This window comes from Rheinheimera salexigens, assembly GCF_001752395.1.
GTDB lineage: Bacteria > Pseudomonadota > Gammaproteobacteria > Enterobacterales > Alteromonadaceae > Alishewanella > Alishewanella salexigens.
The window spans coordinates 2,638,369-2,662,099 of sequence record NZ_MKEK01000001.1 but is presented as its reverse complement, the minus strand read 5'-3'; the positions used below and the strand labels follow the sequence as shown (position 1 = coordinate 2,662,099).

22 protein-coding genes are annotated in these 23,731 nt (G+C 42.2%); 15 read left to right on the top strand and 7 right to left on the bottom strand.

The genetic code is table 11. From position 1 onward, the window contains the following. The first annotated feature begins 44 nt into the window (after positions 1-44). The 5 genes from BI198_RS12045 (at position 45) to BI198_RS12030 (ending at position 6,481) form a co-directional block, all read left to right on the top strand. On the top strand, positions 45-2,105 hold the full coding sequence (locus BI198_RS12045; protein WP_070049767.1) for an amidohydrolase family protein: 2,061 nt from the start codon (positions 45-47) through the stop codon (positions 2,103-2,105). After that, a complete protein-coding gene (locus tag BI198_RS16140; protein WP_201243498.1) occupies positions 2,102-2,416 on the top strand; it encodes a GNAT family N-acetyltransferase in 315 nt (104 codons plus the stop codon). The genes BI198_RS12045 and BI198_RS16140 overlap by 4 nt, the downstream gene beginning before the upstream one ends. Further along, positions 2,416-2,589 carry a GNAT family N-acetyltransferase gene (locus tag BI198_RS16135; RefSeq protein ID WP_235605325.1) on the top strand — a complete coding sequence of 58 codons (174 nt, stop codon included), beginning with the start codon at positions 2,416-2,418 and terminating at the stop codon, positions 2,587-2,589. The genes BI198_RS16140 and BI198_RS16135 overlap by 1 nt, the downstream gene beginning before the upstream one ends. Positions 2,590-2,729: 140 nt before the next feature. After that, a complete protein-coding gene (locus BI198_RS12035) occupies positions 2,730-5,144 on the top strand; it encodes a TonB-dependent receptor plug domain-containing protein (protein WP_070049766.1) in 2,415 nt (804 codons plus the stop codon). Positions 5,145-5,146: 2 nt separating this feature from the next. After that, complete coding sequence (locus tag BI198_RS12030) at positions 5,147-6,481, top strand: aminotransferase class V-fold PLP-dependent enzyme (protein ID WP_083256609.1); 1,335 nt, start codon at positions 5,147-5,149, stop codon at positions 6,479-6,481. Positions 6,482-6,692: 211 nt separating this feature from the next. Here the strand turns inward: BI198_RS12030 and BI198_RS12025 are convergent, their stop codons facing one another. After that, positions 6,693-7,058, bottom strand: a complete 366-nt coding sequence (locus BI198_RS12025; RefSeq protein ID WP_070049765.1) for a hypothetical protein — start codon at positions 7,056-7,058, stop codon at positions 6,693-6,695. Then, complete coding sequence (locus tag BI198_RS12020) at positions 7,055-8,110, bottom strand: hypothetical protein (RefSeq protein WP_070049764.1); 1,056 nt, start codon at positions 8,108-8,110, stop codon at positions 7,055-7,057. Before BI198_RS12020 ends, BI198_RS12025 begins: the two co-directional genes overlap by 4 nt. Before the next feature lie 275 nt (positions 8,111-8,385). On the opposite strand from BI198_RS12020, the gene BI198_RS12015 reads away from it, so the two are divergent. Then, entirely contained in the window at positions 8,386-8,691 is a 306-nt protein-coding gene (locus tag BI198_RS12015; RefSeq protein WP_070049763.1) for a hypothetical protein, read from the top strand. A gap of 1 nt (position 8,692) precedes the next feature. Next, entirely contained in the window at positions 8,693-9,292 is a 600-nt protein-coding gene (locus tag BI198_RS12010) for a hypothetical protein (RefSeq protein ID WP_070049762.1), read from the top strand. A gap of 69 nt (positions 9,293-9,361) precedes the next feature. Here BI198_RS12010 and BI198_RS12005 read toward each other — a convergent pair whose 3' ends face one another. The 3 genes from BI198_RS12005 to wecA form a co-directional block, all read right to left on the bottom strand. Then, positions 9,362-10,513 carry a polysaccharide pyruvyl transferase family protein gene (locus BI198_RS12005; protein ID WP_070049761.1) on the bottom strand — a complete coding sequence of 384 codons (1,152 nt, stop codon included), beginning with the start codon at positions 10,511-10,513 and terminating at the stop codon, positions 9,362-9,364. 101 nt (positions 10,514-10,614) lie between these two features. Further along, positions 10,615-11,928, bottom strand: coding sequence for a flippase (locus tag BI198_RS12000; protein ID WP_235605382.1), 1,314 nt, complete (start codon positions 11,926-11,928; stop codon positions 10,615-10,617). Between the two features lie 67 nt (positions 11,929-11,995). Further along, on the bottom strand, positions 11,996-13,060 hold the full coding sequence (gene wecA, locus BI198_RS11995; protein WP_070049759.1) for a UDP-N-acetylglucosamine--undecaprenyl-phosphate N-acetylglucosaminephosphotransferase: 1,065 nt from the start codon (positions 13,058-13,060) through the stop codon (positions 11,996-11,998). Positions 13,061-13,242: 182 nt separating this feature from the next. Here wecA and BI198_RS11990 point away from each other — a divergent pair, with 182 nt between their 5' ends. From BI198_RS11990 to BI198_RS11955, 8 genes are all read left to right on the top strand, one after another. Beyond that, positions 13,243-14,298, top strand: a complete 1,056-nt coding sequence (locus tag BI198_RS11990) for a glycosyltransferase family 4 protein (protein ID WP_235605324.1) — start codon at positions 13,243-13,245, stop codon at positions 14,296-14,298. Next, positions 14,295-15,113, top strand: a complete 819-nt coding sequence (locus BI198_RS11985) for a WecB/TagA/CpsF family glycosyltransferase (protein ID WP_235605323.1) — start codon at positions 14,295-14,297, stop codon at positions 15,111-15,113. The genes BI198_RS11990 and BI198_RS11985 overlap by 4 nt, the downstream gene beginning before the upstream one ends. Positions 15,114-15,141: 28 nt before the next feature. Continuing rightward, positions 15,142-16,044 (top strand): glycosyltransferase, encoded by a 903-nt coding sequence (locus BI198_RS11980; protein WP_070049757.1) that lies wholly within the window; start codon positions 15,142-15,144, stop codon positions 16,042-16,044. 20 nt (positions 16,045-16,064) lie between these two features. After that, positions 16,065-17,366: an O-antigen ligase family protein gene (locus BI198_RS11975; protein WP_070049756.1), complete on the top strand. Its 1,302-nt coding sequence runs from the start codon at positions 16,065-16,067 to the stop codon at positions 17,364-17,366. Further along, on the top strand, positions 17,350-18,060 hold the full coding sequence (locus tag BI198_RS11970; protein ID WP_070049755.1) for a YdcF family protein: 711 nt from the start codon (positions 17,350-17,352) through the stop codon (positions 18,058-18,060). Before BI198_RS11975 ends, BI198_RS11970 begins: the two co-directional genes overlap by 17 nt. A 4-nt stretch (positions 18,061-18,064) precedes the next feature. After that, on the top strand, positions 18,065-19,810 hold the full coding sequence (locus BI198_RS11965) for an ABC transporter transmembrane domain-containing protein (protein ID WP_070049754.1): 1,746 nt from the start codon (positions 18,065-18,067) through the stop codon (positions 19,808-19,810). Between the two features lie 155 nt (positions 19,811-19,965). Then, positions 19,966-20,379: a YbaN family protein gene (locus tag BI198_RS11960; protein WP_201243497.1), complete on the top strand. Its 414-nt coding sequence runs from the start codon at positions 19,966-19,968 to the stop codon at positions 20,377-20,379. Continuing rightward, on the top strand, positions 20,372-21,127 hold the full coding sequence (locus BI198_RS11955) for a HesA/MoeB/ThiF family protein (RefSeq protein ID WP_070049753.1): 756 nt from the start codon (positions 20,372-20,374) through the stop codon (positions 21,125-21,127). The genes BI198_RS11960 and BI198_RS11955 overlap by 8 nt, the downstream gene beginning before the upstream one ends. Positions 21,128-21,136: 9 nt before the next feature. Here BI198_RS11955 and BI198_RS11950 read toward each other — a convergent pair whose 3' ends face one another. After that, on the bottom strand, positions 21,137-22,339 hold the full coding sequence (locus tag BI198_RS11950; RefSeq protein WP_070049752.1) for an NnrS family protein: 1,203 nt from the start codon (positions 22,337-22,339) through the stop codon (positions 21,137-21,139). A 137-nt stretch (positions 22,340-22,476) separates the two neighbouring features. Further along, entirely contained in the window at positions 22,477-23,667 is a 1,191-nt protein-coding gene (locus tag BI198_RS11945; RefSeq protein WP_070049751.1) for an HPP family protein, read from the bottom strand. Positions 23,668-23,731: the final 64 nt, after the last annotated feature.

Sequence of the window (23,731 nt, the reverse complement as noted above, 5' to 3'; positions counted from 1 at the left end):
TGTCTTGGCCTGATGCCATTGTAAACGTTTAAAGGAACTGGGTAATGCGAGTATTAATATGTGGTGTCATGCTGGGCTTGTTGTTTGGCTGCTCTGAGCTAACCGAACAACAGCAACAACCTGTTGAGAGCTTAGATAATTATACGGTTATGCTTAATGGTAACCGAGTGGGGCATTTACATGTCACGACTACTATTACTGAGCAGGGTTCTGATCTGCAGATAGATTTTGATTTTAAGAGCAATGGCCGAGGCCCAGGCTATAAGGAAAGCTTAACGCTGGATCAACAGGGTATTCCTACCAACTGGCATATCACGGGCAACACCACTTTTGGCAATACCATTGAAGAGCATATGCAACGCTTGGCAAACCAAGCTACTTGGCAGGATGCAACCGGCACGGGTCAAAAAACGCTGCAATCATCTGCCTTGTATGTACCACAAAACAGTAGCCCATATGCCCACTTCATATTAGCTAATGCGCTATTACAAGCAGAAGGCCAATCTATGCCGGCTTTACCGGCAGGTCAGTTATCGCTTGAAAAGCTAGAGACTCTGAACATTAGCAGCAAGGGCCAAAAGTTAAACTTAAGCAGCTATGTTTTGGCGGGAGCAAACCTAGATCCTGACTACTTAATACTCGACAATAACCAGCAGTTTTTTGCCTATATTACGCCACGTTTTATTGTTATACGCCAAGGCTTTGAAGCCGAAGAAACCCAGTTACGTAAGCTATCAGCAAAATATTCGTTACAGCGATTTGAAGCCCTACAAGCAGAGTTTTCTCATCAATATGACGGCGTGGTACGTATTCGTAATGTGCGGGTATTTGAACCACAAAACTTGGCGCTTTCAGCACCCGTGTCTGTATTAGTAAAAAACGGTCGTATTGAGCGTATTGCTCCACTTGCAGAAAAAGCTGAAGTAGGCGAAACAGAAATTACCGGCAATGGCGGTACGCTGGTGCCAGGGTTGTACGATATGCATGGCCATGTTGGCAATAATGACGGCTTGATGAATGTGCTAGCAGGTGTAACCTCTGTTAGAGACATGGGCAATTCGTTGCAAGTACTGGGCGAATTGGTAGCCAAAATTGAAGATGGCATTCTGGTTGGTCCTAGAGTAACCCGCTATGGCATGATCGAAGGTAAAAGCCCGTCGAATAATAACAATGGTATTTTGGTAGAAACACAACAACAAGCGCTTGCTGCGGTAAATACTTACGCCGAACAGGGTTTTCCTGGTGTAAAAATTTACAACAGTATGAAGGGCGAATGGGTACCTGCCATCGCAGAGCTAGCCAAAACCCATGGTATGCGAGTGTCAGGCCATGTACCGGCATTTTCTAATGCCAATCAAATGATTGAAGCGGGCTATCACGAATTAACCCATATTAATCAGCTAATGCTGGGCTGGGTGCTAGAGCCAAATGAAGATACCCGTACCTTGCTGCGCCTAACGGCTCTTGATCGCTTACCTGCGCTGGATATAAATAGTCAGCCGGTACAGCACACCTTACAATTAATGATTGATAATCAGGTGGCTATTGAACCGACTATGGCCATTCATGAACGCTTATTGTTATCACGAAACGGCGAAACCCAAGCGGGAGCATTAGACTATATCGATCATATGCCACCGGGTGAGCAGCGTAGTGCCAAAGTGTCTATGGTTGACATTAGCAGCCCAGAGCAAGACGCTGCTTATCGTGGCGCTTATGAAAAAATTATTAGTACCTTAAAAATGATGAAGCAAAAGGGCATTGTTATTATACCGGGCACCGATCTCGGCGGCGCCTTTACATTGCATCGCGAATTAGAGATTTTTCAGCAACTAGGGTATAGCCCGGCAGAGCTGTTGAAATTAGGCAGCTATGATATGGCAAACTATTTAGGCCATCGCGACAGAGGTAGCATTGAAGCCGGCAAACTGGCGGACTTCTTTTTAGTTCCCGGCAACCCAAGCGAAGATTTTAAGGCAATCAAAAATATCAGCCTAGTGTCTCGCGGCGGCGTATTTTATTACCCAACAGAAGTATATCCAAAACTGGGTATTAAACCGTTTACTGAAAAACCGCTAGTGCGTGAGGTTGTTGTAAAAAATTGATCATTATTCGAGATTATGTTGTAAGTGATATGACAACGGGTATTGAAACAGATGCGGCAGCGTTATGGCGCATCTTTTTTAATACCATTCGTAATATTAACTGCCGTGATTACTCACAAGCACAAATAGAAGCTTGGGCACCAGAGTCATACGATTTTACCGCTTGGCAACAGCGTATGCAGGGTTTATCGCCATTTGTGGCAGAAATGGATGGCGTAATAGTGGGTTATACCGATCTGCAACCCGATGGCTTAATTGATCATTTTTTTGTCATCATCAGTATCAAGGCCAAGGTGTTGCCAGAGCACTGATGGAACACGTATTTAAACAAGGCCAAACCCGCGGTGTCAGGCGATATTACTCAGAAGTCAGTATTACCGCTAAACCCTTCTATCAGCACATGGGCTTTACAGTAGCCAAAGAACAACTCATAGATATTAGAGGGCAACAGCTTAAGAATTTTGTTATGGAAAAGTGTAACTAACAGAATAATGTTTTTCCTGTTGCACTTTAATTAAAAACTGCTGACTTATAAGCGTCATATTTTCGTCATTCACCTTACACAATTGTAGATTACCTTACTCCCTGAATTTTCCTTTTATTAAAAGACTCTTGGAGTAGTACATGTTAAACCGAAGTCGCAACCTAGTAGCTTTAGCCATTCTGGCCGCGTTATCACCTATTTCTAACAGCGCTTTTGCTCAAGACTCCAGTCTCGATCTGAGTGGAAATGTCCAAGATAAAGAAATAGAAACCTTGATTGTGACAGGTACACGCAGCCAAGCGCGAACCCAATTTGATACTATGTCACCCGTGGATGTATTTTCACGCGACGAAATGGATGCGACAGCTTCAAGTGAATTAGTTGATATTTTAACCACTTTAGCGCCTAGTTTTAATGTACAACGTTTGCCAATGAACGATGGTTTGGTGTTTGTGCGACCAGCAACATTACGCGGTTTAAGCCCTGATCACACTATGGTATTGATTAACGGTAAGCGACGCCACCGTAGTGCTTTACTAGGTTCTAATGGCGCACAAGGTGCTGATTTAGCGCAAATTCCAGCTGCAGCAATTAAGCGTATTGAAGTACTACGGGACGGCGCAGCAGCACAGTATGGCTCGGATGCCATCGCAGGTGTCATTAATATTATTTTGGATGACTCCGTAGGCGTTTCAGGTTATACCCAAGCTGGCCAATATTTTGAGGGTGATGGCTTTGAGTGGCAAACCGCGTTACGCGCGGGCACAAAGCTGGGTGATGACGGTCACTTAAGCGCAACATTTGAATATACTGATGCAAGTATGACCTCACGTTCGCGGCAACGCGGTGATGCTATTGATTTTGAACAGCAAACCGGCATCAAAGTAAATAATCCAGTACAACATTGGGGCCAACCTGAGCGAACAGCTTTACGTTTAGCTTTAAATGCACAAAGTTCCATGGGAGAAAACAATTGGTATGGTTTTGCAACTTATGGCGAAAGTGAGGGGGTATCAGATTTTAACTGGCGTAATCCGCTGTCTACTAGTGCATATAAGCCAAGCCCAAATAATTATCCTGATTACGATTTACATAAACTCTTTCCGGCGGGTTTCTCACCTAAGTTTGGTCAAGAAGATCAAGACTTTGCACTCACTACAGGTATTAGTGGTGATGTAACAGCCGATTTTAGTTGGGATGCCAGCATAAGTATGGGCAGTAGCGCTATTGATTACACGCTAGATGAAAGTATTAATGCGTCTTTGGGTACTGATAGCCCAACTCAATTTTATTTAGGTCAGTTAAAGCAAAGCGAACTGAATGCAAATCTAGATTTTGTCTACCAGTGGGCAAATCGCATCTTAGTTTATCCGGCTAATATTGCCTTTGGTGTTGAAACTCGAGAAGAAACGTATCAGATCGGTGCCGGTGATTATGCTTCGTACGCTGTTGGTCCTGCTGCACAAGAAGGTTTGCCATCTGGTTCAAACGGCTTTCCGGGTTACAGTCCTCAGCAAGCTGGCAAATATGATCAACGCAGCTATGCCGGGTATATTGATATAGAAGCGCCCATTAATGATCAATTTACTACGGGCATCGCACTACGTTATGAAGACTTTTCTGAGTTTGGTGATACCCTTGATGGCAAGGTATCACTGCGTTATGAGTTATCTCATGATTTAGCATTTCGTGGAACGGTAAGCACGGGCTTTCGAGCACCCACGCCAGGTCAGTTAGAAAGTACGCGGACCTCACAAGGGCTCGACACCGTTACCTTAAATTTGTTTACTTCCGGTCGTTTATCACCCACTAGCCCCGTTGCGCAATATTTTGGCGCCCAACCTTTGCAAGCAGAAGAATCAACCTCGTATACCCTAGGTATAACAATGCGTACTGATAGTGGCTTTAATGGTTCGATTGATATCTACCAAATAGATGTTGATAACCGCTTTGGTCAATCACAAAACTACAATGTTACAGAGTCCATTCGCCAAGAATTATTATCGCAAGGCGTAGCCGGCGCTGAAAGTTTTACCAGTGTTAATTTTTACACTAATGCCTTTGATACTCGCACTCGCGGTATTGATGTAGCTGGAAACTACACCTTTGCTACTGCGTACGGTGATATTCGAGTGGCGGGTGCGGTTAACTATAACGATACCGAAGTAACCAAGCAAGATGGCACCATAAGTGACAGCGGTGTAGTTAGGATTGAAGATGGTTTACCAAAGTTTAGCGGTAATCTTAGCGCGACGTGGCAATTAGATAGTTGGGAATATTTTGCCCGCTTACGCTATTTCGGTAAGTGGACTGATAGTGCTGATCAAGCAAGTGGTCAGCTATATCAAGATTTTGGAAGTGAAATGCTGTTAGATATTTCGGCTACTTGGCATTCTAGTCCTGCTTTTAAAGTACGTTTAGGAGTTGAAAACTTATTTAATAACTATCCAGATGAAGCAACACTGCAAGCGAGTAGAGGTTTAATTTACTCGCGGCATGCTCCGTATGATACCGATGGTGGTCAGTATTATGTCCGTTTTGATTATAAGTTTTAATTATGCTGAAACGACGTGATTTTATTATAAGAGCTGCCGCGATGGCAGCTCTACCTTTAGTCTCTCGCAATGTCATAGCGGGTAGTAACTCTGAAGTTAACATTCCTTTTTCTAAAATAGACATAGCCAGAGGGGCAGCTTTAAACGCAGTGTCTGATGAAGCCTTTTGGCAGCAAGTACGTCAGCAATATGAACTGCCAGCAAATGTTATTCAGTTGGAAAATGGCAATTGGGGCGTAATGACAAAAAGTGTGCTGCAAAGTTATATAAACCATACGCAACGGGTGAATCAATATAGTTCCCTTTATAGCCGTCGTGAATTTATGCAAGAATTTAAGCCCATCCAGCAGCGGGTTGCAAGCATGCTGGGTTGCGGTGCTGATGAGATTGCTTTTGCGCGAGGCGCAACTGAAGTGCTTAACAATTTGATTACTCGCTATCGTAAATTAACACCCAGCGATGCAGTTATGTACGCTGATACCGATTACGATAGTATGCAAGCGGCTATGCGGCAGCGTGGTAATCCTGTGGTTAAACTGAATTTACCGGAACGGGCCAGTGCTGATGAATATGTGGCTTTTTATCGATCGGCGCTAGCACAGCATCCAAAAGTGAAGTTGCTGTTATTGACCCATTTAAGCCATCGTCATGGTTTAGTACTACCTATTAAACAAATTGTGGCCATGGCACGCGAATATGACGTTGATTGCATTGTTGACGCGGCTCATTCTTGGGGCCAAATCAACTTTAATGTCGCCGATTTAGGCGCTGATTTTGTTGGTTTTAACCTGCATAAATGGATGGGTGCACCTATAGGCGTTGGCGTAATGTACATTAAAAGGTCGCGCTTAACTGATATTGCACCGGCCATTGGTGATACCGCGGAGATTGCAGCAAGATCTCAAACTAACGCTAAAACTGTAGCTGAAGTCGGCACGACCTATAATCGTATTCATACCGGTACTTTTAATTATGCCGCTTGGTTAACTGTGCCAACGGCATTAGATTTTCATGACCAAATTGGCGCTGATTTAAAAGCGGCGCGGCTAAAATACTTACGGGATCATTGGGTAAGCAGCATGAACGATGTGCCGCAGGTACAGTTAGTTATTGGCACTGAACCTGACACTTATGCGGGTATTTGTTCATTTCGTGTGCAGGGGGAAACCAGCGTAGCTGGCAATAAAGCTATCGCTGCAAGGTTATTACAGCAACATAAAATATTTAGCGTTCATCGCAGTGGTTTAGCCGGTGGTGCATGTGTGCGCATTACGCCAGCGCTATTTAATACTACAACTGAAATGGATAGCTTGGTGCAAGCTTTAAAAACATTTTAACTCAACATATTACAATTTGTACTAGTGCTGTTTCTAAGGCAGGTACTGGCAAGAACTGATTTCGCCAGTACCTGTCTTATCAAATTTAGGCTCATGTTAAAGAGTTTCTAATTAAAGGTTATCTTTGAGGATGTCTATCAAAGTAAATTCTGGTTATTTATAATATGTTAAAGTATGAAATTTATTCACCATCCATAAGTTACTAATAACGCTAGCGTTTCCATAAATAACTAGCGATTAAGCCACTAATAACCATGCCGTAAATTGAGATGAAAAACCAAGCGGCTAATAGCCAATCTTTACGAGAAACATGTTTTTTGACTTCTACAGGATCTAACAACGGATCCCTAGAATCATTTATTTTGCAAATAGGCAAAAATATTGCCCATGCATACCATATTGCCCTCCAGCCTGGACCATCCCACTTACTTATTTTATCTTTATTATTAGCGCGCATTTTTTTTTCAATCGGATGCATACTAAATTGAGCGAAAACCAACCAAGATAAAATGGTTGATACTAATAAGATTAAAAAAAGATCGCCTAACCAAAAACTTTCTATTGGACTGTCTGTCACTTACTCATCCTCATTATTCTATCGTATGTAACTCCTGAATATTCTTTAGCAAACTCATCAGATGTTTTTGATAATTGATAGCCTGCATATATCCCCGTTCCTATTATTATTACCCAACCAACAGGGCCAACAGCTAAACCTATTCCAATACTGATTGCAGTTTTACCAATTATCGCACCAGTGGCTATTGATGCAGAAAGTCCGGCACCCTCCGAAATAGCTACTCTAGTTGCATCTCTGCCGCTAGAGTGGGCGTCCATAACTTTATTCACTCTGAATCCTGCATCGAGCACAATAGCGCCGTTACCCAGTACTCGGGTGTATCTTGCATAATTATTAAGAGCCATTACTTGTTGTGATGAAGTGACTTGTAACGTTTTAGCTGTGCGTTGACTGCCAGCACTTGTGCCGTTCATATCGCGACCATGAGTAGCGACATTAATACTGCGATTAACATTAGCTAAAGAAGTTTTTGTTCTGCTGGCTTTGTTTAGTGCAGCATAACGATTCAATTGGCCTTGAAATCGGGTAATAAGCTCGGAGTGTGCTAACCGAACGGCTGCTTCTTTGGCTGCAATTACAGAGTTATAACCTCCTCTAGCTCTTGCGCCAGAAACGCCACGCTTTACTAGGTTTGATTGATGTAATTCTTCTAATGCAACTTGATACTTAATTAAAGCTTTTTGCAGAGCACTACTATGTTCACTAGCTAGTGACAGGGTAGCCGCTACAGCAGGTAGACCATGTAACTCAATCCGATCCATTACCGGCTTGATATGCTCATCAATAGTCTGTGCTAATGGCAGAGTGTAATCTTCATAATGCAAATAAGTTTGGGCTATGCGCTGCTGTACAGCAGGCGGCATGGCAAACATTTGCTGGGCGATTAACGTATCATTTGGACGACAGGACGTTAAATAAGGCTTCCCAGAAAGTAATAAATCATTACTACTGCTGTGATTTAGCTGATTAAATCGAGCTAGTAAATCTGGGTCAGAAGCAAAAATCTCACTTGCGCGTTGCGTTCGCGCTGTCATATAGAACTCGGCCATATCAATATCCCTATATTAAGCAATATAAGGATGTTAATAACTTTGGGTTTAAACTTCAACAATAATTAACTATTAATATACTTTTGGTGCGTATGGTATAAAATTTAGTGAGATGAATCTCTACTAACGCTACAGCGTAATCTTATAAGTTACGATTAATATTAACAGTTTCCACTGACATATTTTGAGTATGGTGTTGCAATATTGCAATGTACGAAATAAAGCGTACAATAACTACGTGTACGAATAAAATCGTACAGATTTAAAGGTGAGGTATGGGTTTTAGGGAAGTAAAATCGAAGGTTTTAACTTATCTAACTCAAGGCTCATATGATCATGAAGTCAGGGGAAAGATCGATGTTAAAAATCTTTTTCAATGTGGGTTAATAACAGATGAACAGGTCATCGGCTTAATAAAGCAGTGCCGAGGGAGTGAATATGAAGTTAGTCCTCATCATTCTGCGCCATCAATCGACGTACATGTTTTGAAGCCAGTTAAAAACGGTAAGCGCTGGTATATAAAATTTTATTTTTTAGAGCCTGATGTTGTGTTTATAAGTGTTCATGAAAGCGGAGTATAATATGAGAATAGTGAAAGAAGGCGACTCAAGGCAGGTGGTTTGTCCTGATTGTGGCGTAACTCAAGCTACATATTTGCTTCAGGATGTTTGTTTTAATGATGACTCTGGTGTTGTGAAAAACATCTTAGCTGCAGTCTGTAATAGTTGTCATAAAGTCGTGAGTATACCAAAGCAGTCAACAGCTAAAGTTAGAGCTGAATATAACAGGGTTAAAGTGCCAGTTGATGTGCGCTTACCTGCTCATTTCATAGATATTTTAAATTTAGCGACTCAAAAAATAGATCCTAGTTTGAGTGATAGTTTTAATAAATCATTAGTTTTATATTATTTACATGCAGTAAGTAAAAAAAGATATTCTCAACATAACTTAGCTCAGTTATTAACCTTGGATATTGCTAAAGCGAAAGCTTCTAAAAGATTTTCTGTAAAGTTAAATGACAAGAATATTCAGGATATTAATGACTTAATGGTGTCTCAAGGCCTTAAAAATAATACAGAAGTATTTAAAAGCCTTATTCTAAAAATTAATGAAGATATCGTACAACCTAAACAACCAAAGCATTTAGCCGAACTACAAAATTTCGCGGCTGCTTTTGTCTAATTAAAATAAAGCCGCTAACCAGCATTAACCTAAAACCCTCAATTAATGCTGGTTCATACTCTGTAGTATCTACTTAATCGCCTGATACAGCCGTTGCCACATAGCCGCATTTTTCTGCTTTAACGCTATCGCACTTTGTTTTAGCGCTAGGCTTAAAGCGGTTTTATTGTCTAATAGCTGTTGTAAGCTGGCTAATAGGCTTTGTTCTGATAATTGCTCTACACAGTAATCGCCCATGCCGAAATCGCTCATCATGGCGTGGTATTTATGGCTCCAGCTTGTGGCTATGCAGGGTACACCTTGGCTTAAGGCATTTACGGCGCCGTGAAAGCGTGAGCTGATGGCCAACTCGGCTTTACCAATAAAAGCTTTTACCGCTAGCGGATCTTCAATCTGGACGATTTGGCACGGCGCTTTGGCGGCAATTTCTTTGCATAGCTCGGCGTCTTCTTTGCCTTCATGATTCACTAACATCACTTGCATGCCTTTGGCGCTAAGCTTATTGGCTGCAGCAGCAAAGGCATTAATGTATTCAACACGTTGTTGTTCGGCATCGGCATGGTTAAATTTAGACACCACTTTATTATTAGGAATAAGCGCGGCATAAGGGCCATCGATAGCAGGAATTTCGTGATTAGGTTTAGCCGTTAAACCGATAGTGAAATCTGGGGTTAATACTACGGTGTCTGGCAAGTTAGCTACACAGCTTTGCAAATGCTCAAGCGATACGGGATCGCGAACAAAAATTAACGTGGCATGCTGAATAATATCGCGCATGGCGGCTTTGCTTTCATCAGACTTAAAAGGACCAAAGGCTTGTGGCATAAATACAAAAGGTTTATCGGCTTTAGCAAAACGGACCACTTCTTTGGCAGTATTTTGTAAAAAGCGTAACGGCCATTGATCGCCATAAGCAAAGCCACTGGCTTCAAGCACTAAATCAACTTGTTGTTCACTAAGCATGCCATAGCGGCGAAATAAGCCTTGCATTGGCAACTTACCAATCCATGGCGTTAAATCTACATTACCGCGGCGAAAGGATAGCTTTTGCCAAGCACCTAAACGGGCGCGTTCTGGGTAAGGCAAGTTAGGGCCAGGTGATAGCACCAATTGCACATTAGGCTCCGCTTTAAGGCCTTCAAGGCAGGCCAATAACATTAAATAAGCGCCTTTATTGCGAAACTGCACGCCTTTAATTTCAACGAAAAATGGTTTGCTCATATAAAAAACCTTTTATAAAAATCGATAAACAACTTTTTAATATTACGAATTCTGTTCACGTGCTATTTCAGCCTAATACTATTCGGTAAAGCCGTTAGATACTACTGTGGCTTACTTTTGCGCACGGTAATTAATTGCCACATTTGCTTGCGAGTACTGTTGAATAAAAACAGAAAAAAGAATGACGCAAACGCATACGAAATGAGTGTAGCCCAAGCTGCACCAACGATACCCATCTTTGGTATAAGCCATAAATTTAAGCCGACATTAAGTAAGGCGCCAATAGCATGGCTGGCGAGTGACAGTGGCTCTTGCTCGGTGATCAGTAAATGCTGGCTAATTAAGTAGCGCACAAATATAAAACAACCGGCCCAAATATGAATTTTTAATACATCGACTGCCGCCAGGAAATTGTCACCAAATAATAAGCTAATAATCCACGGTGCTAATAGCGTCATAGCCAAAGCTATAACAAAAGCTGCGACGAAAAACATTAATGCAAAGCGACGTAATTTTAAATAATAAGGCGTCCAGCCTTGCTTATGGGCGCGGATCATATCCGGGTAATAACGCGCAGCTAGCGTCGCGGGGAATACATACCACAATTCAGATAGTCGGCTAGCCGCAGCATAGATACCGGCTTGTTCGGTGCCGGCTATTGAGCCGATCATCACAATATCAACTTTTAAATAAATAACCGAAACAATGCCTGACAACCACAGCCATGAAGAGCGTTTTAGTAGTATTTTGGCTTGAGTTAAATTAAACCAACGCGGGTGATATGCCGGCCAACGGGCTTCGCCGTCTTTATACGGCTGATGCTTTAAACGGTAAACCCAATATTGGGCTACACCGACCACTAAAAACTCAATACCGGTAAACAATAATAAGCTAGCAATACCAAAGCCTTGATAAAGCAGGGTTAACTTAACACTAAAACTGATGGCCGTAATAGCGGCTTTGATATAAGCAACGCTGCGAAAGGTACCTTGGTAATTTAAGTAGAATTCAAATAACAAAAAGCCAAAAAAGGTTTGCAGTAAAAACAATGCCGGTATGGCAATACGCAGGTGGCCAGTAAACATATCGGGATATAACAGAAAAAATGCTAGCAGCATAACGCCGCCGCCGATGATGCCAAGCACCAAACGCATACTAATGGCGCTATACAGCATGGTCATAGCATCGTGGCCACTTTCATGCTTAACCATTTGCCTAACCACGATATTATTCAAACCTAAACTAGTGATGGGGACTAAAAAAGCACTCCACGCCATCACTATTGAGAAAATACCTAACTCTGCAGCGCCCAGCATCCGAGCAACGAAAATGGTTAATATAGCGCCTGCCGCTAACTTAACCAGTTTGTCGCCAAGCATGGCGGTTGCCCGAGCTTGCAGTAGTTTTATAATCATAGTCACGCTTAGCTTATCCTCTTAGCAACTGTGCTTAAATAGTTTATTAATTTATCGGCTCAATAGCTTATCGATTGCCGTGACGTAAACGTTGTTGGCGTAAATGGGACACTATGCGCCAAATGTTATTTAATAAATATAGATAACCAGAAAAAACCACCATAAATAACAACAACATAATAATATCTGGGACTAAAAAATATTCAGCAATAATACCAATACTAGAAAATATACAGGCTAAAGAAGTGATTAAGAATAAAGACTCGCGTGAGTTTAAGCCTAAACGTAACGAGATATGATGCAAATGCTCACGATCGGCTTTAAACGGTGATTGGCCTTTACGAATGCGTCTAAACATAATAGCGATCATATCCATTAGTGGTACAGCAATAATCCACAGCGCCGTTACGGGGCGAAAGCTGGCGGTTTCACTTTGGGTACCAATAATCAACAACCAAATAACTGACAAACCAATTAACATGCTGCCTGCATCACCTAAAAATATTTTTCTAGAGCCGATAATGCCTAAGTTGCAAGCGAGATATGGCAACATGGCGAATACAATGACCAACACAAAAACGGCATATTCTTGTTGACCCCATAGCCACATAAAAATGGCAATGGTAATAAAGCTCACTAAGCTAAGCATTCCGGCTAAGCCATCTATACCGTCGGTCATATTAAACGCGTTAATGGCAGCAATAACGGCAATTAAGGTAATAGGTAAGCCTAAAAAGCCTAGCTCTATTACACCTAAACCAAATAAATTGCCTAAACTACTTAGATGTAAATCTAAACTCCAGGTCATCGCTAAGCCAAGCAAGGTTTGCACAGCTAAGCGTAACTTAACGCTTAAATCTAAGTAATCATCAAATACACCTAACAATACAATGCAGCCAGTACAGGCTAAATAATAAAACGGTTGTAATGCACCGTCGGCAAATAAACTTAGCGTAACGGCTATACCGATAAAGGTTGCAATACCGCCTATTAATGGAATAGCGCCTTGGTGTTGTTTACGGCCGCGCGGAATGTCGACTAAGCCAAACCGCACCGATAGCGGATATAGTAGGCTAATAGCTAGAGCCGAAGTAACCAAAGCCGTAAAGTAAAGTAATGTGTTTTCAGCCATTTAGTGTGTCCATTATGATGAATTTTTGCTTGGCATTTAATGCTATTCAGCACAGCGTCAGCTAAAATCGGTTTTACTGTGCCCCTTAAGTTGTTTAACTGCAATTGACTCTAAATACAGTCTATTGCGCTAACAATAGGTAATTTAACTGGCTGAATTGGCCGTTAGGATGAACTAATAACGTGCAACTATCTCAGTGTAAAATTCTTATTATCAGTAATATGGGGCCAAAGCCTTCAGCACCGTTTCAAGGTAAATTTGTTCATAACCAAGTTTGGGCACTAGCTAAGCTTAATCCTGCGTATCATTATATGCGCTGGCACAGTGACTCTTTGCTGAACAAGCTTTTGAAATATCCCGTTTTTTTGTTAGATTTCATCTGGCGTTTTATCTTAAGTCGTCAGCGTTATGATATCGCCCATGTCCATTTTTTCTATCCAACTATATGGTTAGCATTATTGTATAAATACTGCCGAAATAGAAAGTTAAAAATTGTTGTTACCTGTCACGGCAGTGATATTTATAAGTATCAGCCACCGGGCAAACTGTATCGCTGGTGTGCAAAAAAAGTCGACCAATGGATTTTTGCCAGCTCGGCCTTACAAAAGCATTTTTTACTACCCGTTAAACAAAGCAAAGTATTACCCGCGGGTATTAATGAATCCTTTCGCCAAGCCGAAGCTATTGCTTGGCAAGATAAAAGCATCGATTTACTTTATGTCGGTAGTTTAGACCAAAATAAAGGTATGGATAGGTTATTAGCGATGTTGCCTTATTTAGCCGATAAACACGTAGTGATTGCCGGCAGTGGCCCTTGGTTAAGTCGGTTGCAAACCGCTGCGACCGAGTTTCCCAATGTACTAGTGGTGGGCCCAAAAAGTAGTACCGCTTTAAAACAACTGTATCAGCAAGCGCGCTATTTAATTAATTTATCGCGTAATGAAGCCTTTGGCTTAGTAATGACAGAAGCTATGTGCTGTTACACACCGGTTATAGCAAGTTATACCGACGGGGCTTTAGAACAAGTAAAGAATGGGGTTAATGGGGTTTTATTATCAGCAACTGAGTCTGAAGAGCAGTGGTTAAGTAATGTTGTCGCGATAATACAACGCTTGTGGCAGCTGCCTCCTGAGCAATATCAGCGTTTGCAGCAACAAGCCAGAGACAGCGCTGAGCAATACCTATTAAAAAATGTGGTCACAGAATTAGAAACCGTTTATCAACGAGTGATATCATGAATAGCCAACAACCTACACAGCAAGACACGGTTAACCTACAGAAAAACCAACCGAACCCGTCTGCAGATCAGATGACAGAAGCTAATAGCGAAATGAAAACAGTAGCAACGGTTAAAATAGGCCCGGTGGAAGTGGCGGCTTTTAAAGATATGCAGCAAATGCTGGAATTAGTGATTAAGCCCGATGCCAGTGTTTTTGCCGGTTCTGCCATTGCTATTAACCCAGAAAAAATATTAACAGCAATGAAAAACCCGCAAATTGAAGCGGTAATTAATCAAGCTGATATTCGGTATGCCGATGGAATTGGTGTCGTTACCGTAATGCGTAAACGCTTAGGCAAAGCAGTACAACGGATCCCAGGCTGTGAGTTTTGGCAGCAATTAATGCAACGTGCGGCGACTTATCAGGTGCCGGTATTTATTGTCGGTGCTACCCCAGAAATCAATAAACAAACTGCGGCTAAACTTAAGCTACAGCAAGTAAATTTAGTTGGTGCCGTTGATGGTTATTTTAAAGATGAAGCGGCCTTAATTGCCAGTATTCAACAAAGCGGTGCCCGTATAGTGAGTGTAGCTATGGGCTCGCCTAAGCAAGAGCTACTTATTCAGCGTATTGCAAAACAGCATCCAGATTGCTTTTACATGGGTGTTGGCGGTACTTATGATGTATTCACTGGTAACGTAAAGCGGGCACCGGCATTATGGTGCAAGTTAAACTTAGAATGGGCGTATCGTTTATTATCGCAACCCAGCCGCATTGGTCGACAACTTGGTTTGTTGCGCTATGTCTGGTGGTATTTGCGCGGTAAAATTTGATGGTATTTAGAAAAAGGGTAAATAAATAATGGTTACTGCAGCGACTTTACCTCTGATCAGTGTTTATATGCCGACCTATAATCGGGTAGATATGGCGATACGCGCTATTGATTCAGTTTTAACACAAAGCTACCCTAATATTGAGTTGTTAGTGGTAGACGATGCTTCGCCCGATAATACATGGCAGTTATTAAACCAACGTTATATTGATGATGCGAGAGTTCGCTTGTTTCGCCAAGCCAAAGGCCAAGGCGCCTGTGCGGCACGAAATAGAGCCATTGAGGCCGCGAATGGTGACTTTGTTACCGGCATTGATGACGACGATGAGTTTTTGCCTAATCGCTTACAAAGTTTATTTGAGGCCTATGACGACAAATATAGCTGTGTTTGTTCAGGCTATATTTGGGATTACGGCTCGATACAAAAAAGACTGCATACCGAACGTAAAGTAGTAGCACTAGATGAATTACTCGACTTGCATGTGTTATCTAATCAAGCCTTAGTTAAGCGCGATAGAATGCTGGCATTGGGCGGTTTTGATATTACTTTAGCGGCATTTCAAGATTATGACATGTGGGTGCGAGTAGTACGTGATTATGGCCCTGCGCTACGCATTGCCGAGCCTAGCTATAAAGTGAATGTTGGTCATGAACACGGCCGGATCACCGATTCGCCCAAGCGCTTAGATGCTCATAAACAATTTGTAGCCAAACATCGCGGTTTAATGTCTGAGCGAAATTTACAAAATCAAATGTATTACCGCCAAACTATGCAGCATCAGCCGTTATCTTTACTGGGCTTTTTTAGCAGTGCGCGTTATGGCTTAACCGGTTTAAAGTGGCGTTATTACCTAAAACATAAGCTGAGCTTATTAAGTAAGTGGCGGATGCGCTTATTTAGTAAAGGCATTACCGGCTTGTTTAAAAAGTGAATAAGAGCGAATAATAACTGATGACAAAAAACAAGGATGTCAGTTGGCTAAATACTAGTTGGCCAGACCGCTATGCCGATGGGTTTTTATGTTGGCTTATCCCTTGGTTTTTATTGGTCGATAGCGTCAATGGTGCGTTACTGCAAAGTAGCGGCACTAGCTACGGCTTAGCAGTAGGCTATAAAGCGCTAATACTAGCATTAATGTTATTATCACTTAGCCAAAGCCAACCTAAAGCCGTATTGTTATGGGCTGGCGCTGCATTACTCTTACTCGTTGGGCCAGCACTTAGTAGTTGGCAGCAAAGTACTAACTGGCTAATAGCCGATGTGCAATTAGTGCTTAAAATTCTCAGCCCATTACTGGGTTTTTATTATTTTTTAAGCCTACGTAAACACCAGCCCATTGCAGCCCAACGCTTATTCTATTTTACCTTTGCACTTAGTGCTGCGGTATTACTGATAAACATGCTGTTGGGTATTAGCGGTTTAGGCTATAGCGCCTATCAGCCACTGGATAATGTACAGCAGTCATTTTTAGGCATTAAAGGTTATTTTTATTCCACCAATGAATTATCGGCATTATTACTAGTATTAACCGCTGCTTTACTCAGTATAACGTGGCCGATATCACGCTGGGCTTATGCAATTGTTAGCGTGCTAGCTATTGGTATGGCGTTGTTATTACTAACAAAAACCGGATTGTTTGGTTGTTTATTGTTGGTAAGCATTATTCCGATTTTATTTATGCAGGCTACATTTTGGCGCGAAAAAAGGTCAATATTGCTGACGGCTGTGCTGTTATTAGCCTTGTTGTTTATTCTGGTTATAGTGAATTTTGCGACACTTCTGCAGGCATTAGGCATGTACAATAAACTGCAGTTTGTGTACCAGCAGCGCGGTATAAGCGGAATATTATTATCCTCTCGCGATTTTTATGCCGGCCAAATTTGGATAACCGTGCAACAGCATTATGCCGATTGGCAAAGCTGGTTAGGTGTGGGGCAAGGCGGCGTTGCCTTGCAACTTAAAAAATATTTTGCCGAGTTAGACTGGTTTGATTTATTTATATTTTATGGTGTAGCCGGTGTCAGTGTATTTATTGCTACCTTTGCTGTGTTTATTACTTACAGTCTTAAGCATATTCAACTGGCATCGGGTCGTATTATGCTTTTGCTGACGATAGTGTTATTGGCTGTTTCTGCTGTTGCCGGGCATGTTATGACCTCAGGGTTATTATGGTTACCCTGGGCACTATGTAATGCGCTACTAATACCAAGCAGTGAGCAGCAACTAAGGAAAATTTGTGAAAGACATTCTTGAGCCTTTATTGTATCCGCAAAATTTATTTTTATTTGCGTTGTTGGTGTGTTGTGTTTATTACCGTAAAAAAGGCTTGTGGTGCTTATTTGGTTTTTATTACTTAGTGGGTAATAACTTTGTTGCTAATCAAGTTCGCAGCTGGTATCCCGATTTTAAGCCGCAAACAGTGGCTACATCGGCCAGTAGCGTAAATGCAGTGGTGTTAGGCTGTGGCGGCAGTGCAACTGCTTTACCAGCCTGCGCCAAAGCACGTTTGCAGCGGGTAGTGCAATTATTACCCAAGCAAGCTGGATCAGTGGTTATTACTACTCGCTATTGCAAACCATATGTCGATTACTTGATGCAAAAAAATGTTAATATCGCGATTAATTGCTTTAATGGTGGCGATAATACTTATCAAGAATTTGCGAGTTTAGCCCAACGTTATGGTATAAATGCCGATTACATTGTCACTAGCCAGTTTCATGGTTGGCGGGTGCGGCAATTAATAGATTATCACCAGTTACCTAGTCAGGTTGTTACTACTTCTAGCCAAACCTTTCGCCCTGTAAATTGTGGCTATAATTGTTTTTTCACAGTAAATCTAAGCAACTTCGATTTATACAGTAAATTAATTGCCGAGTTTAGTAGCTATAGCGTGTTTGTATTAACCCGCGGCTGGACTTCTTGGTATCAAGCACCTACGGCTGAATAATACAATGCACAGTTCCAATACCAAGGTTTTGCCTTGGATTTTAAGTTTTTTACGCCCGTTTTGGCTCAAAGTTATCGCTGCTTTAATTTGTTTAGCCGTTGGCTCGCTAAGTTGGCTAGCGCTGGGTCAAGGCGTTAAAATGTTAGTCGATCAAGGTTTTGCCCAAGGTAACGCTAGCCAGTTGAATTATGTGACTGGCTTTATTTTAGCGCTGTGTTTTATTGCTTCGTTAGCAACGTTTGCTCGGTTTTATTTAATGACGTGGTTAGGCGAGCGGGTGAGTGCCAATATTCGTAATACTGTGTATGACAATATGCTTAAGTTATCGCCGGCGTTTTATAGTGAAATGCGCACCGGCGAAATAATCTCCCGTTTTACGGCCGATACAACGTTATTACAAAGTGTCGTCGGCTCTAGTTTATCCATGGCGTTGCGCTCGGGTGTGACGATTATTGGTGGCTTAATCATGATGGCGCTAACTAGCATTAAAATGACCTTGTTAGTGCTAATAGCGGTGCCGCTGGTGTTATTGCCCATTTTTATCTTGGGTAAAAAAGTGCGGGTTTTAGCTAGAGCTAGCCAAGACAGATTAGCAGACGTTGGTGCTTACGTTGACGAAAGCATTCATGAAATTCATACCGTGCAATCCTATACCCATGAAGCTTACGACAAACAATTGTTTGCGAAACGGATTGAGCAAGTGATGGCGGCAGCCAGTGGTCGAATCTTATATCGCGCTTTACTGATAGCTTTAGTGATGATGCTAAGTATCGGCGCTATGGTATTAGTCAGTTGGGCTGGCGCACATGATGTTATGGCTGGGCTAATGACTGCTGGTGAGTTAACGGCATTTATGTTTTACGCCGTTATGGTCGCTGGTGGTGCTGCAACCATTAGTGAAGTCATCGGCGATATCCAGCGCGCAGCAGGTGCGGCAGAGCGCTTAATAGAATTAGCTGAAATGCCGGTGGATATTCAATCACCACTAAATGCCAAGCCATTACCACAACCTATACAAGGCGCTATTGCGTTACAGCAGTTAAGTTTTGCCTATCCGCAAGCTGAAGATAGGTTAGTGTTACAACAGTTAGAATTAACCATTAAACCGGGTGAGCGGGTAGCGTTAGTCGGCCCAAGTGGTGCTGGCAAAACCACCTTGTTTCAATTGTTACAGCGTTTTTATCAACCCAGCATCGGCACTATTACCTTAGATGGTGTTGATATTAATCAGCTAGAATTACAACAACTACGCCAGCAATTTGCTTTAGTACCGCAAGACGCGGTTGTGTTTGCCGATAATGTGCTAGAAAACGTTCGATATGGCAGGCCGGATGCCTCAGAGCAGCAAGTGGTAGAAGCCTGTATTGCCGCGCGAGCAGATGGGTTTGTTCGAGAGTTAACCGAAGGTTATCAAACTCAACTTGGTGAGCGTGGCGTTAAATTATCCGGCGGCCAACGCCAACGAATTGCTATTGCCCGGGCTATTTTAGCCGACCGTCCAGTGCTATTGCTGGATGAAGCTACCAGTGCTTTAGATGCGCTAAGCGAACAGCAAGTACAGCAAGCGCTAGATCATTTAATGCAAGGCAAAACCAGCTTAATTATCGCCCATCGTCTAGCGACTGTAGTGAATGCCGATCGTATTATCCTACTCGATAAAGGCTGCATTATTGCCATTGGTACGCATCAGCAGCTGATAGAACAAAGCCCGCTATATAGCGAGTTAGCTAAGTTACAGTTATTACATTAGTGCTTAACTAACTGTCAGCTAGACGAGAAATATTGCATAAAAGCATGCTTGTTAATTTTGGCATGCTTTTTAGTTTAAACTTCTGTAATAGGTGGCTCGACAAGGGCTGCTGAATGCGGGTAACTTAGCTCAATTAGCGATAAGGAGCAGAAACGATGACGCGAATATTGCGGTTAGTTTGTTGGCGCTTGTTGGCCATTATCAGTTTAGTTCTGGGCTTAATAGGTATACTTTTGCCCGTGGTGCCAACAGTGCCGTTTATGATATTAAGTGCCTGGGCTGGCAGCAAAGGTTGGCCCGCATTAGAAGCATGGCTATTGTCTCAACCTCATTTAGGTCCTGCTATATTGAACTGGCGTCTGTATGGTGCTGTGTCGCGAAAAGCAAAGTACTTAGCAACGATTATGATGTTACTAAGTGGCGTTTTTATCCAGTTTACACCGGCCCCATTGTGGATAAAATGGCTTATACCGTCAATATTTTTGCTCGTAGCGACATGGTTATGGTTAAGGCCGGAGCCTAAAAATCCTGAGCCTGAAAAAATTGCTCAGGAAAACAAAAATGACTAACCAAATTAACTCAGTACAGGCTATGCGATATAGCCGTCAGTTAATGTTGCCTGCGATGGATTTTCGCGGTCAAGAAGCATTATTAGCGAGTAAAGTATTAGTTATTGGTATGGGCGGTTTGGGTTGTGCTGCTGCGCCTTATCTGGTCGCCAGTGGTGTCGGGCATATAACCCTAGTAGACGACGACAGTATTGATAGTAGTAATTTACAGCGGCAAATATTATATCGCGAAGCAGACATCGGTTTAGCCAAAGTACAACAAGCCGCCACTCAATTACGCCAACTTAATAGTGGTATTGAGATAAATGTGCTTGAACAGCGCTTAACCGCTGAGGATTTAGCCGAGTTGATACCGCAATATTCACTAGTACTTGATTGCACAGACAACTTAAGTACTCGTAATGCCATTAATGCCGGTTGTGTGCAAGCTAAAGTGCCACTGGTATCCGGCGCAGCTATCCGCTTTGAAGGCCAAGTTGCCAGCTTTAGTATGCAAGGCCAACATGCTTGTTACCAATGCTTAAGTCAGTTATTTGGTAAGCAGCAATTAAGCTGTATGGAAGCCGGTATTTTATCGCCAGTAGTAGGGATTGTTGGCAGCATGCAAGCATTAGAAGCAGTAAAAATAATTGCTAATATTGGCCAGCCTTTATATGGCAAACTGCAATTGTTTGATGGCTTATACAGCCAATGGCAACAATTTGATTTAACTAAAGATCCGCTTTGTGCGGTGTGCTCTGCAGGTTAACGCAAAGCGTTAACCTGGTCGGCCATCTGGTCTAGGTGTGGTAAGTATTGGGAAGTAAGCAATAACATACAGTAAATAAGCTAAGCACCATGCCGCAACACCCAGCATTAACCAATGCGTCGTTTCAACTGGCCAGATAGACACTAGCGCAGTTCTGCTAATAGCGGCAATAATTATCAATATAAACGCTACCGACATAACGGCTTTAGGCTTTAAAACGCGACCACTGTGGCCTAAAGAAACTCGTGCCATCATGCTTAAGATCATTGAGCCCATAGCGCCCGCTGTTAAAGCGTGTAAAGCGACACTGTTACTTATTGCAAAGCTGGCATAGCGAGCACTATACAAGGCTAAGCCAATTGGGATGAACCAATAGGCAATATGTAGTGACCATAATAGTGGCACTTTAACCGTTATCCAGAATTTCCAGCGGGCACAACGAATGGCAATTGCTATGGCGCTAATGGCAAATAACGCACTGATGGCATAAGCCGGAATGTAGTTAGTTAAGGTGAAAATGTGCACCACGAAAATCAACCACAATGAGCCAAGCGCGATGCGATCTAACCAAACCATAGGCTCGGTTTTTTTAGTTTGCGTACCATTAGCTGTAAACATCGGTAGCACTCTACCGCCCACGATGGTCATTAATAACGTAATTAACCACACAGCATTTTGACTGCCTAGCTGTTGAATATCATAGCGCTGATAAGCTACGCCTATATACATCAGCAGATTACAAATAGTTAGCAGCGCTAATACTGGGATAAAAAATAAGTTACGCTGCTGGCCGGTTTTAATTAATGGCTTAGCTAATAAAATGGCGCAAATAGGCAAAAAGCTTAGATCAATAGCGGCGACCATGATTAAGGGAAGGGACTGGCCAAACAGTAACACTATGCGACCGGCTAGCCATAATACGGTAATAAACAACAGCGTGTTACCATGAGGCGCCCGCAACCCCGTCCAGTTTTGTACCGCGGTTAATAAAAAACCGATTACTATGGCTGAGACAAAGCCAAAAATCATTTCATGGCTGTGCCAAAACATTACATTATTAAAAGGTGATAATTTAATATAGTCGGCTAAAACTAGGCCCCATAACAGCATGGCGATAGCGCTAAAAGCCGCGCCGAATAAAAACATCGGCCGATAAGCTTGTCTAAGTAGCGGCGTAAGCTTTTGCTCTAGGGCTAGATCACTAATTTGCATGGTTATTATCCTGTTAAGCTGGGTTATTACTCGCCAATTATAGCCGCTGTTCAAGCGGTACTGATTGCTAAGTAAAATATAACACATTACTGCTATTGGTAGCTTATTCAGTGAATCGCCGCTTTTGCTAACAAGGGCTAGGTATTGGCCAACTGATTACTAAACAAGGCCGCAATTAAATCGGACTGGGTGATAATACCCACCAGTTTTTGCTGGCCATTAAGTACCGGTATATGGTGTAAACCCTGATCAGATAATATGGGGATGAGTGCAGCGATATGATCATTTTCATGCACTACTGTTAAATTAGTCGCCATAATATCTTCTACGCTACGCTTGTAATGTTTGTTATGGCGGTTTTTTAACAACAAATTATTAAGATGGCGTAGTAGGCCCCAGTAGTGCGGTACTTTTAAGTTTTTAAGAAAATCTACTGTAGCCACCACTCCCAGCAATTGGCTATTACTATCGGTTACGGGCAGCATACTAATTTTATGTTTGCGCAATAGCTGCCACGCGCTAGCAACTGCGGTGTCAGGCGTCACGGTAATAAGATCGCGCGACATAATATCAACACAACGTATCTCTCCACTTTTTCGCTGGTAGGCATTAAGCTGGGCTTGATGATACAAACGCTCTAAATCTTGTTCGCTAATATCGACTACCGTATCAAAGCTATTTAAGGCGTTAAGTAGATCTTCTGGCTGCAAACCTAAACGTTTCAATGGCGATTGGTCGTGATGCAAATGCACAGGATCAAACTTTTTAGTAGGTTTTTGTAGGCCTCGTTTTAACAATACTTTATTCAACAGCATAGATACGGCTAGCATAACAAACACACTGAGTGCCACGGGATACAATAAAAAATCATAACCCAATACACTATCACTGGCGGCAATAACCGGTACTAAAGCTGTAGCACCGCCGGGAGGATGCATACATTCAAAAATGTACATTACAAATAATACTAAACCAATAGTTACTGCAGCCATTAAAGCCAAATCAGTAAAGATATGAGAGCAGATAAGCCCGACTGTGGCTGATATTAAATGACCACCAACAAACGACCAAGGTTTGGCTAACGGGCTGTTCGGTAAGCCAAACAGCAACACTGATGATGCGCCCATTGAAGCAAGTAATACAACAGTACTGGTAGCATCGGCAAATTGTAAGCAGGCAAAAGTAACTACAAACAAAGCAATAAAACCAGCTAGCGCCACTTTTAAGCGTTCGCCAAGCGGAATAGCTGAAAGCCGTTGGCTGTCTCGTTTAAATAATCCTAACTGCGCGGCAAGGCTAATAAAGAGGCTTTTTACTTTGGTTTGCAACGAACAACCTAGGATAAGTACGAAAGGGCGGCAATTATAAAGAATTTATAAAAAAACACCACAG

Excerpts from the sequence above, each read along its gene's own strand:
- BI198_RS11950 (WP_070049752.1), bottom strand. The coding sequence starts at position 22,339 with ATGCAAATTAGTGATCTAGCCCTAGAGCAAAAGCTTACGCCGCTACTT.
- BI198_RS12035 (WP_070049766.1), top strand. The coding sequence starts at position 2,730 with ATGTTAAACCGAAGTCGCAACCTAGTAGCTTTAGCCATTCTGGCCGCG.
- BI198_RS11960 (WP_201243497.1), top strand. The coding sequence starts at position 19,966 with ATGACGCGAATATTGCGGTTAGTTTGTTGGCGCTTGTTGGCCATTATC.
- BI198_RS12005 (WP_070049761.1), bottom strand. The coding sequence starts at position 10,513 with ATGAGCAAACCATTTTTCGTTGAAATTAAAGGCGTGCAGTTTCGCAAT.
- BI198_RS12000 (WP_235605382.1), bottom strand. The coding sequence starts at position 11,928 with ATGATTATAAAACTACTGCAAGCTCGGGCAACCGCCATGCTTGGCGAC.
- wecA (WP_070049759.1), bottom strand. The coding sequence starts at position 13,060 with ATGGCTGAAAACACATTACTTTACTTTACGGCTTTGGTTACTTCGGCT.
- BI198_RS16135 (WP_235605325.1), top strand. The coding sequence starts at position 2,416 with ATGGAACACGTATTTAAACAAGGCCAAACCCGCGGTGTCAGGCGATAT.
- BI198_RS12030 (WP_083256609.1), top strand. The coding sequence starts at position 5,147 with ATGCTGAAACGACGTGATTTTATTATAAGAGCTGCCGCGATGGCAGCT.
- BI198_RS11965 (WP_070049754.1), top strand. The coding sequence starts at position 18,065 with ATGCACAGTTCCAATACCAAGGTTTTGCCTTGGATTTTAAGTTTTTTA.
- BI198_RS12010 (WP_070049762.1), top strand. The coding sequence starts at position 8,693 with ATGAGAATAGTGAAAGAAGGCGACTCAAGGCAGGTGGTTTGTCCTGAT.
- BI198_RS12020 (WP_070049764.1), bottom strand. The coding sequence starts at position 8,110 with ATGGCCGAGTTCTATATGACAGCGCGAACGCAACGCGCAAGTGAGATT.
- BI198_RS11955 (WP_070049753.1), top strand. The coding sequence starts at position 20,372 with ATGACTAACCAAATTAACTCAGTACAGGCTATGCGATATAGCCGTCAG.
- BI198_RS11975 (WP_070049756.1), top strand. The coding sequence starts at position 16,065 with ATGACAAAAAACAAGGATGTCAGTTGGCTAAATACTAGTTGGCCAGAC.
- BI198_RS11985 (WP_235605323.1), top strand. The coding sequence starts at position 14,295 with ATGAATAGCCAACAACCTACACAGCAAGACACGGTTAACCTACAGAAA.
- BI198_RS12045 (WP_070049767.1), top strand. The coding sequence starts at position 45 with ATGCGAGTATTAATATGTGGTGTCATGCTGGGCTTGTTGTTTGGCTGC.
- BI198_RS11980 (WP_070049757.1), top strand. The coding sequence starts at position 15,142 with ATGGTTACTGCAGCGACTTTACCTCTGATCAGTGTTTATATGCCGACC.
- BI198_RS12015 (WP_070049763.1), top strand. The coding sequence starts at position 8,386 with ATGGGTTTTAGGGAAGTAAAATCGAAGGTTTTAACTTATCTAACTCAA.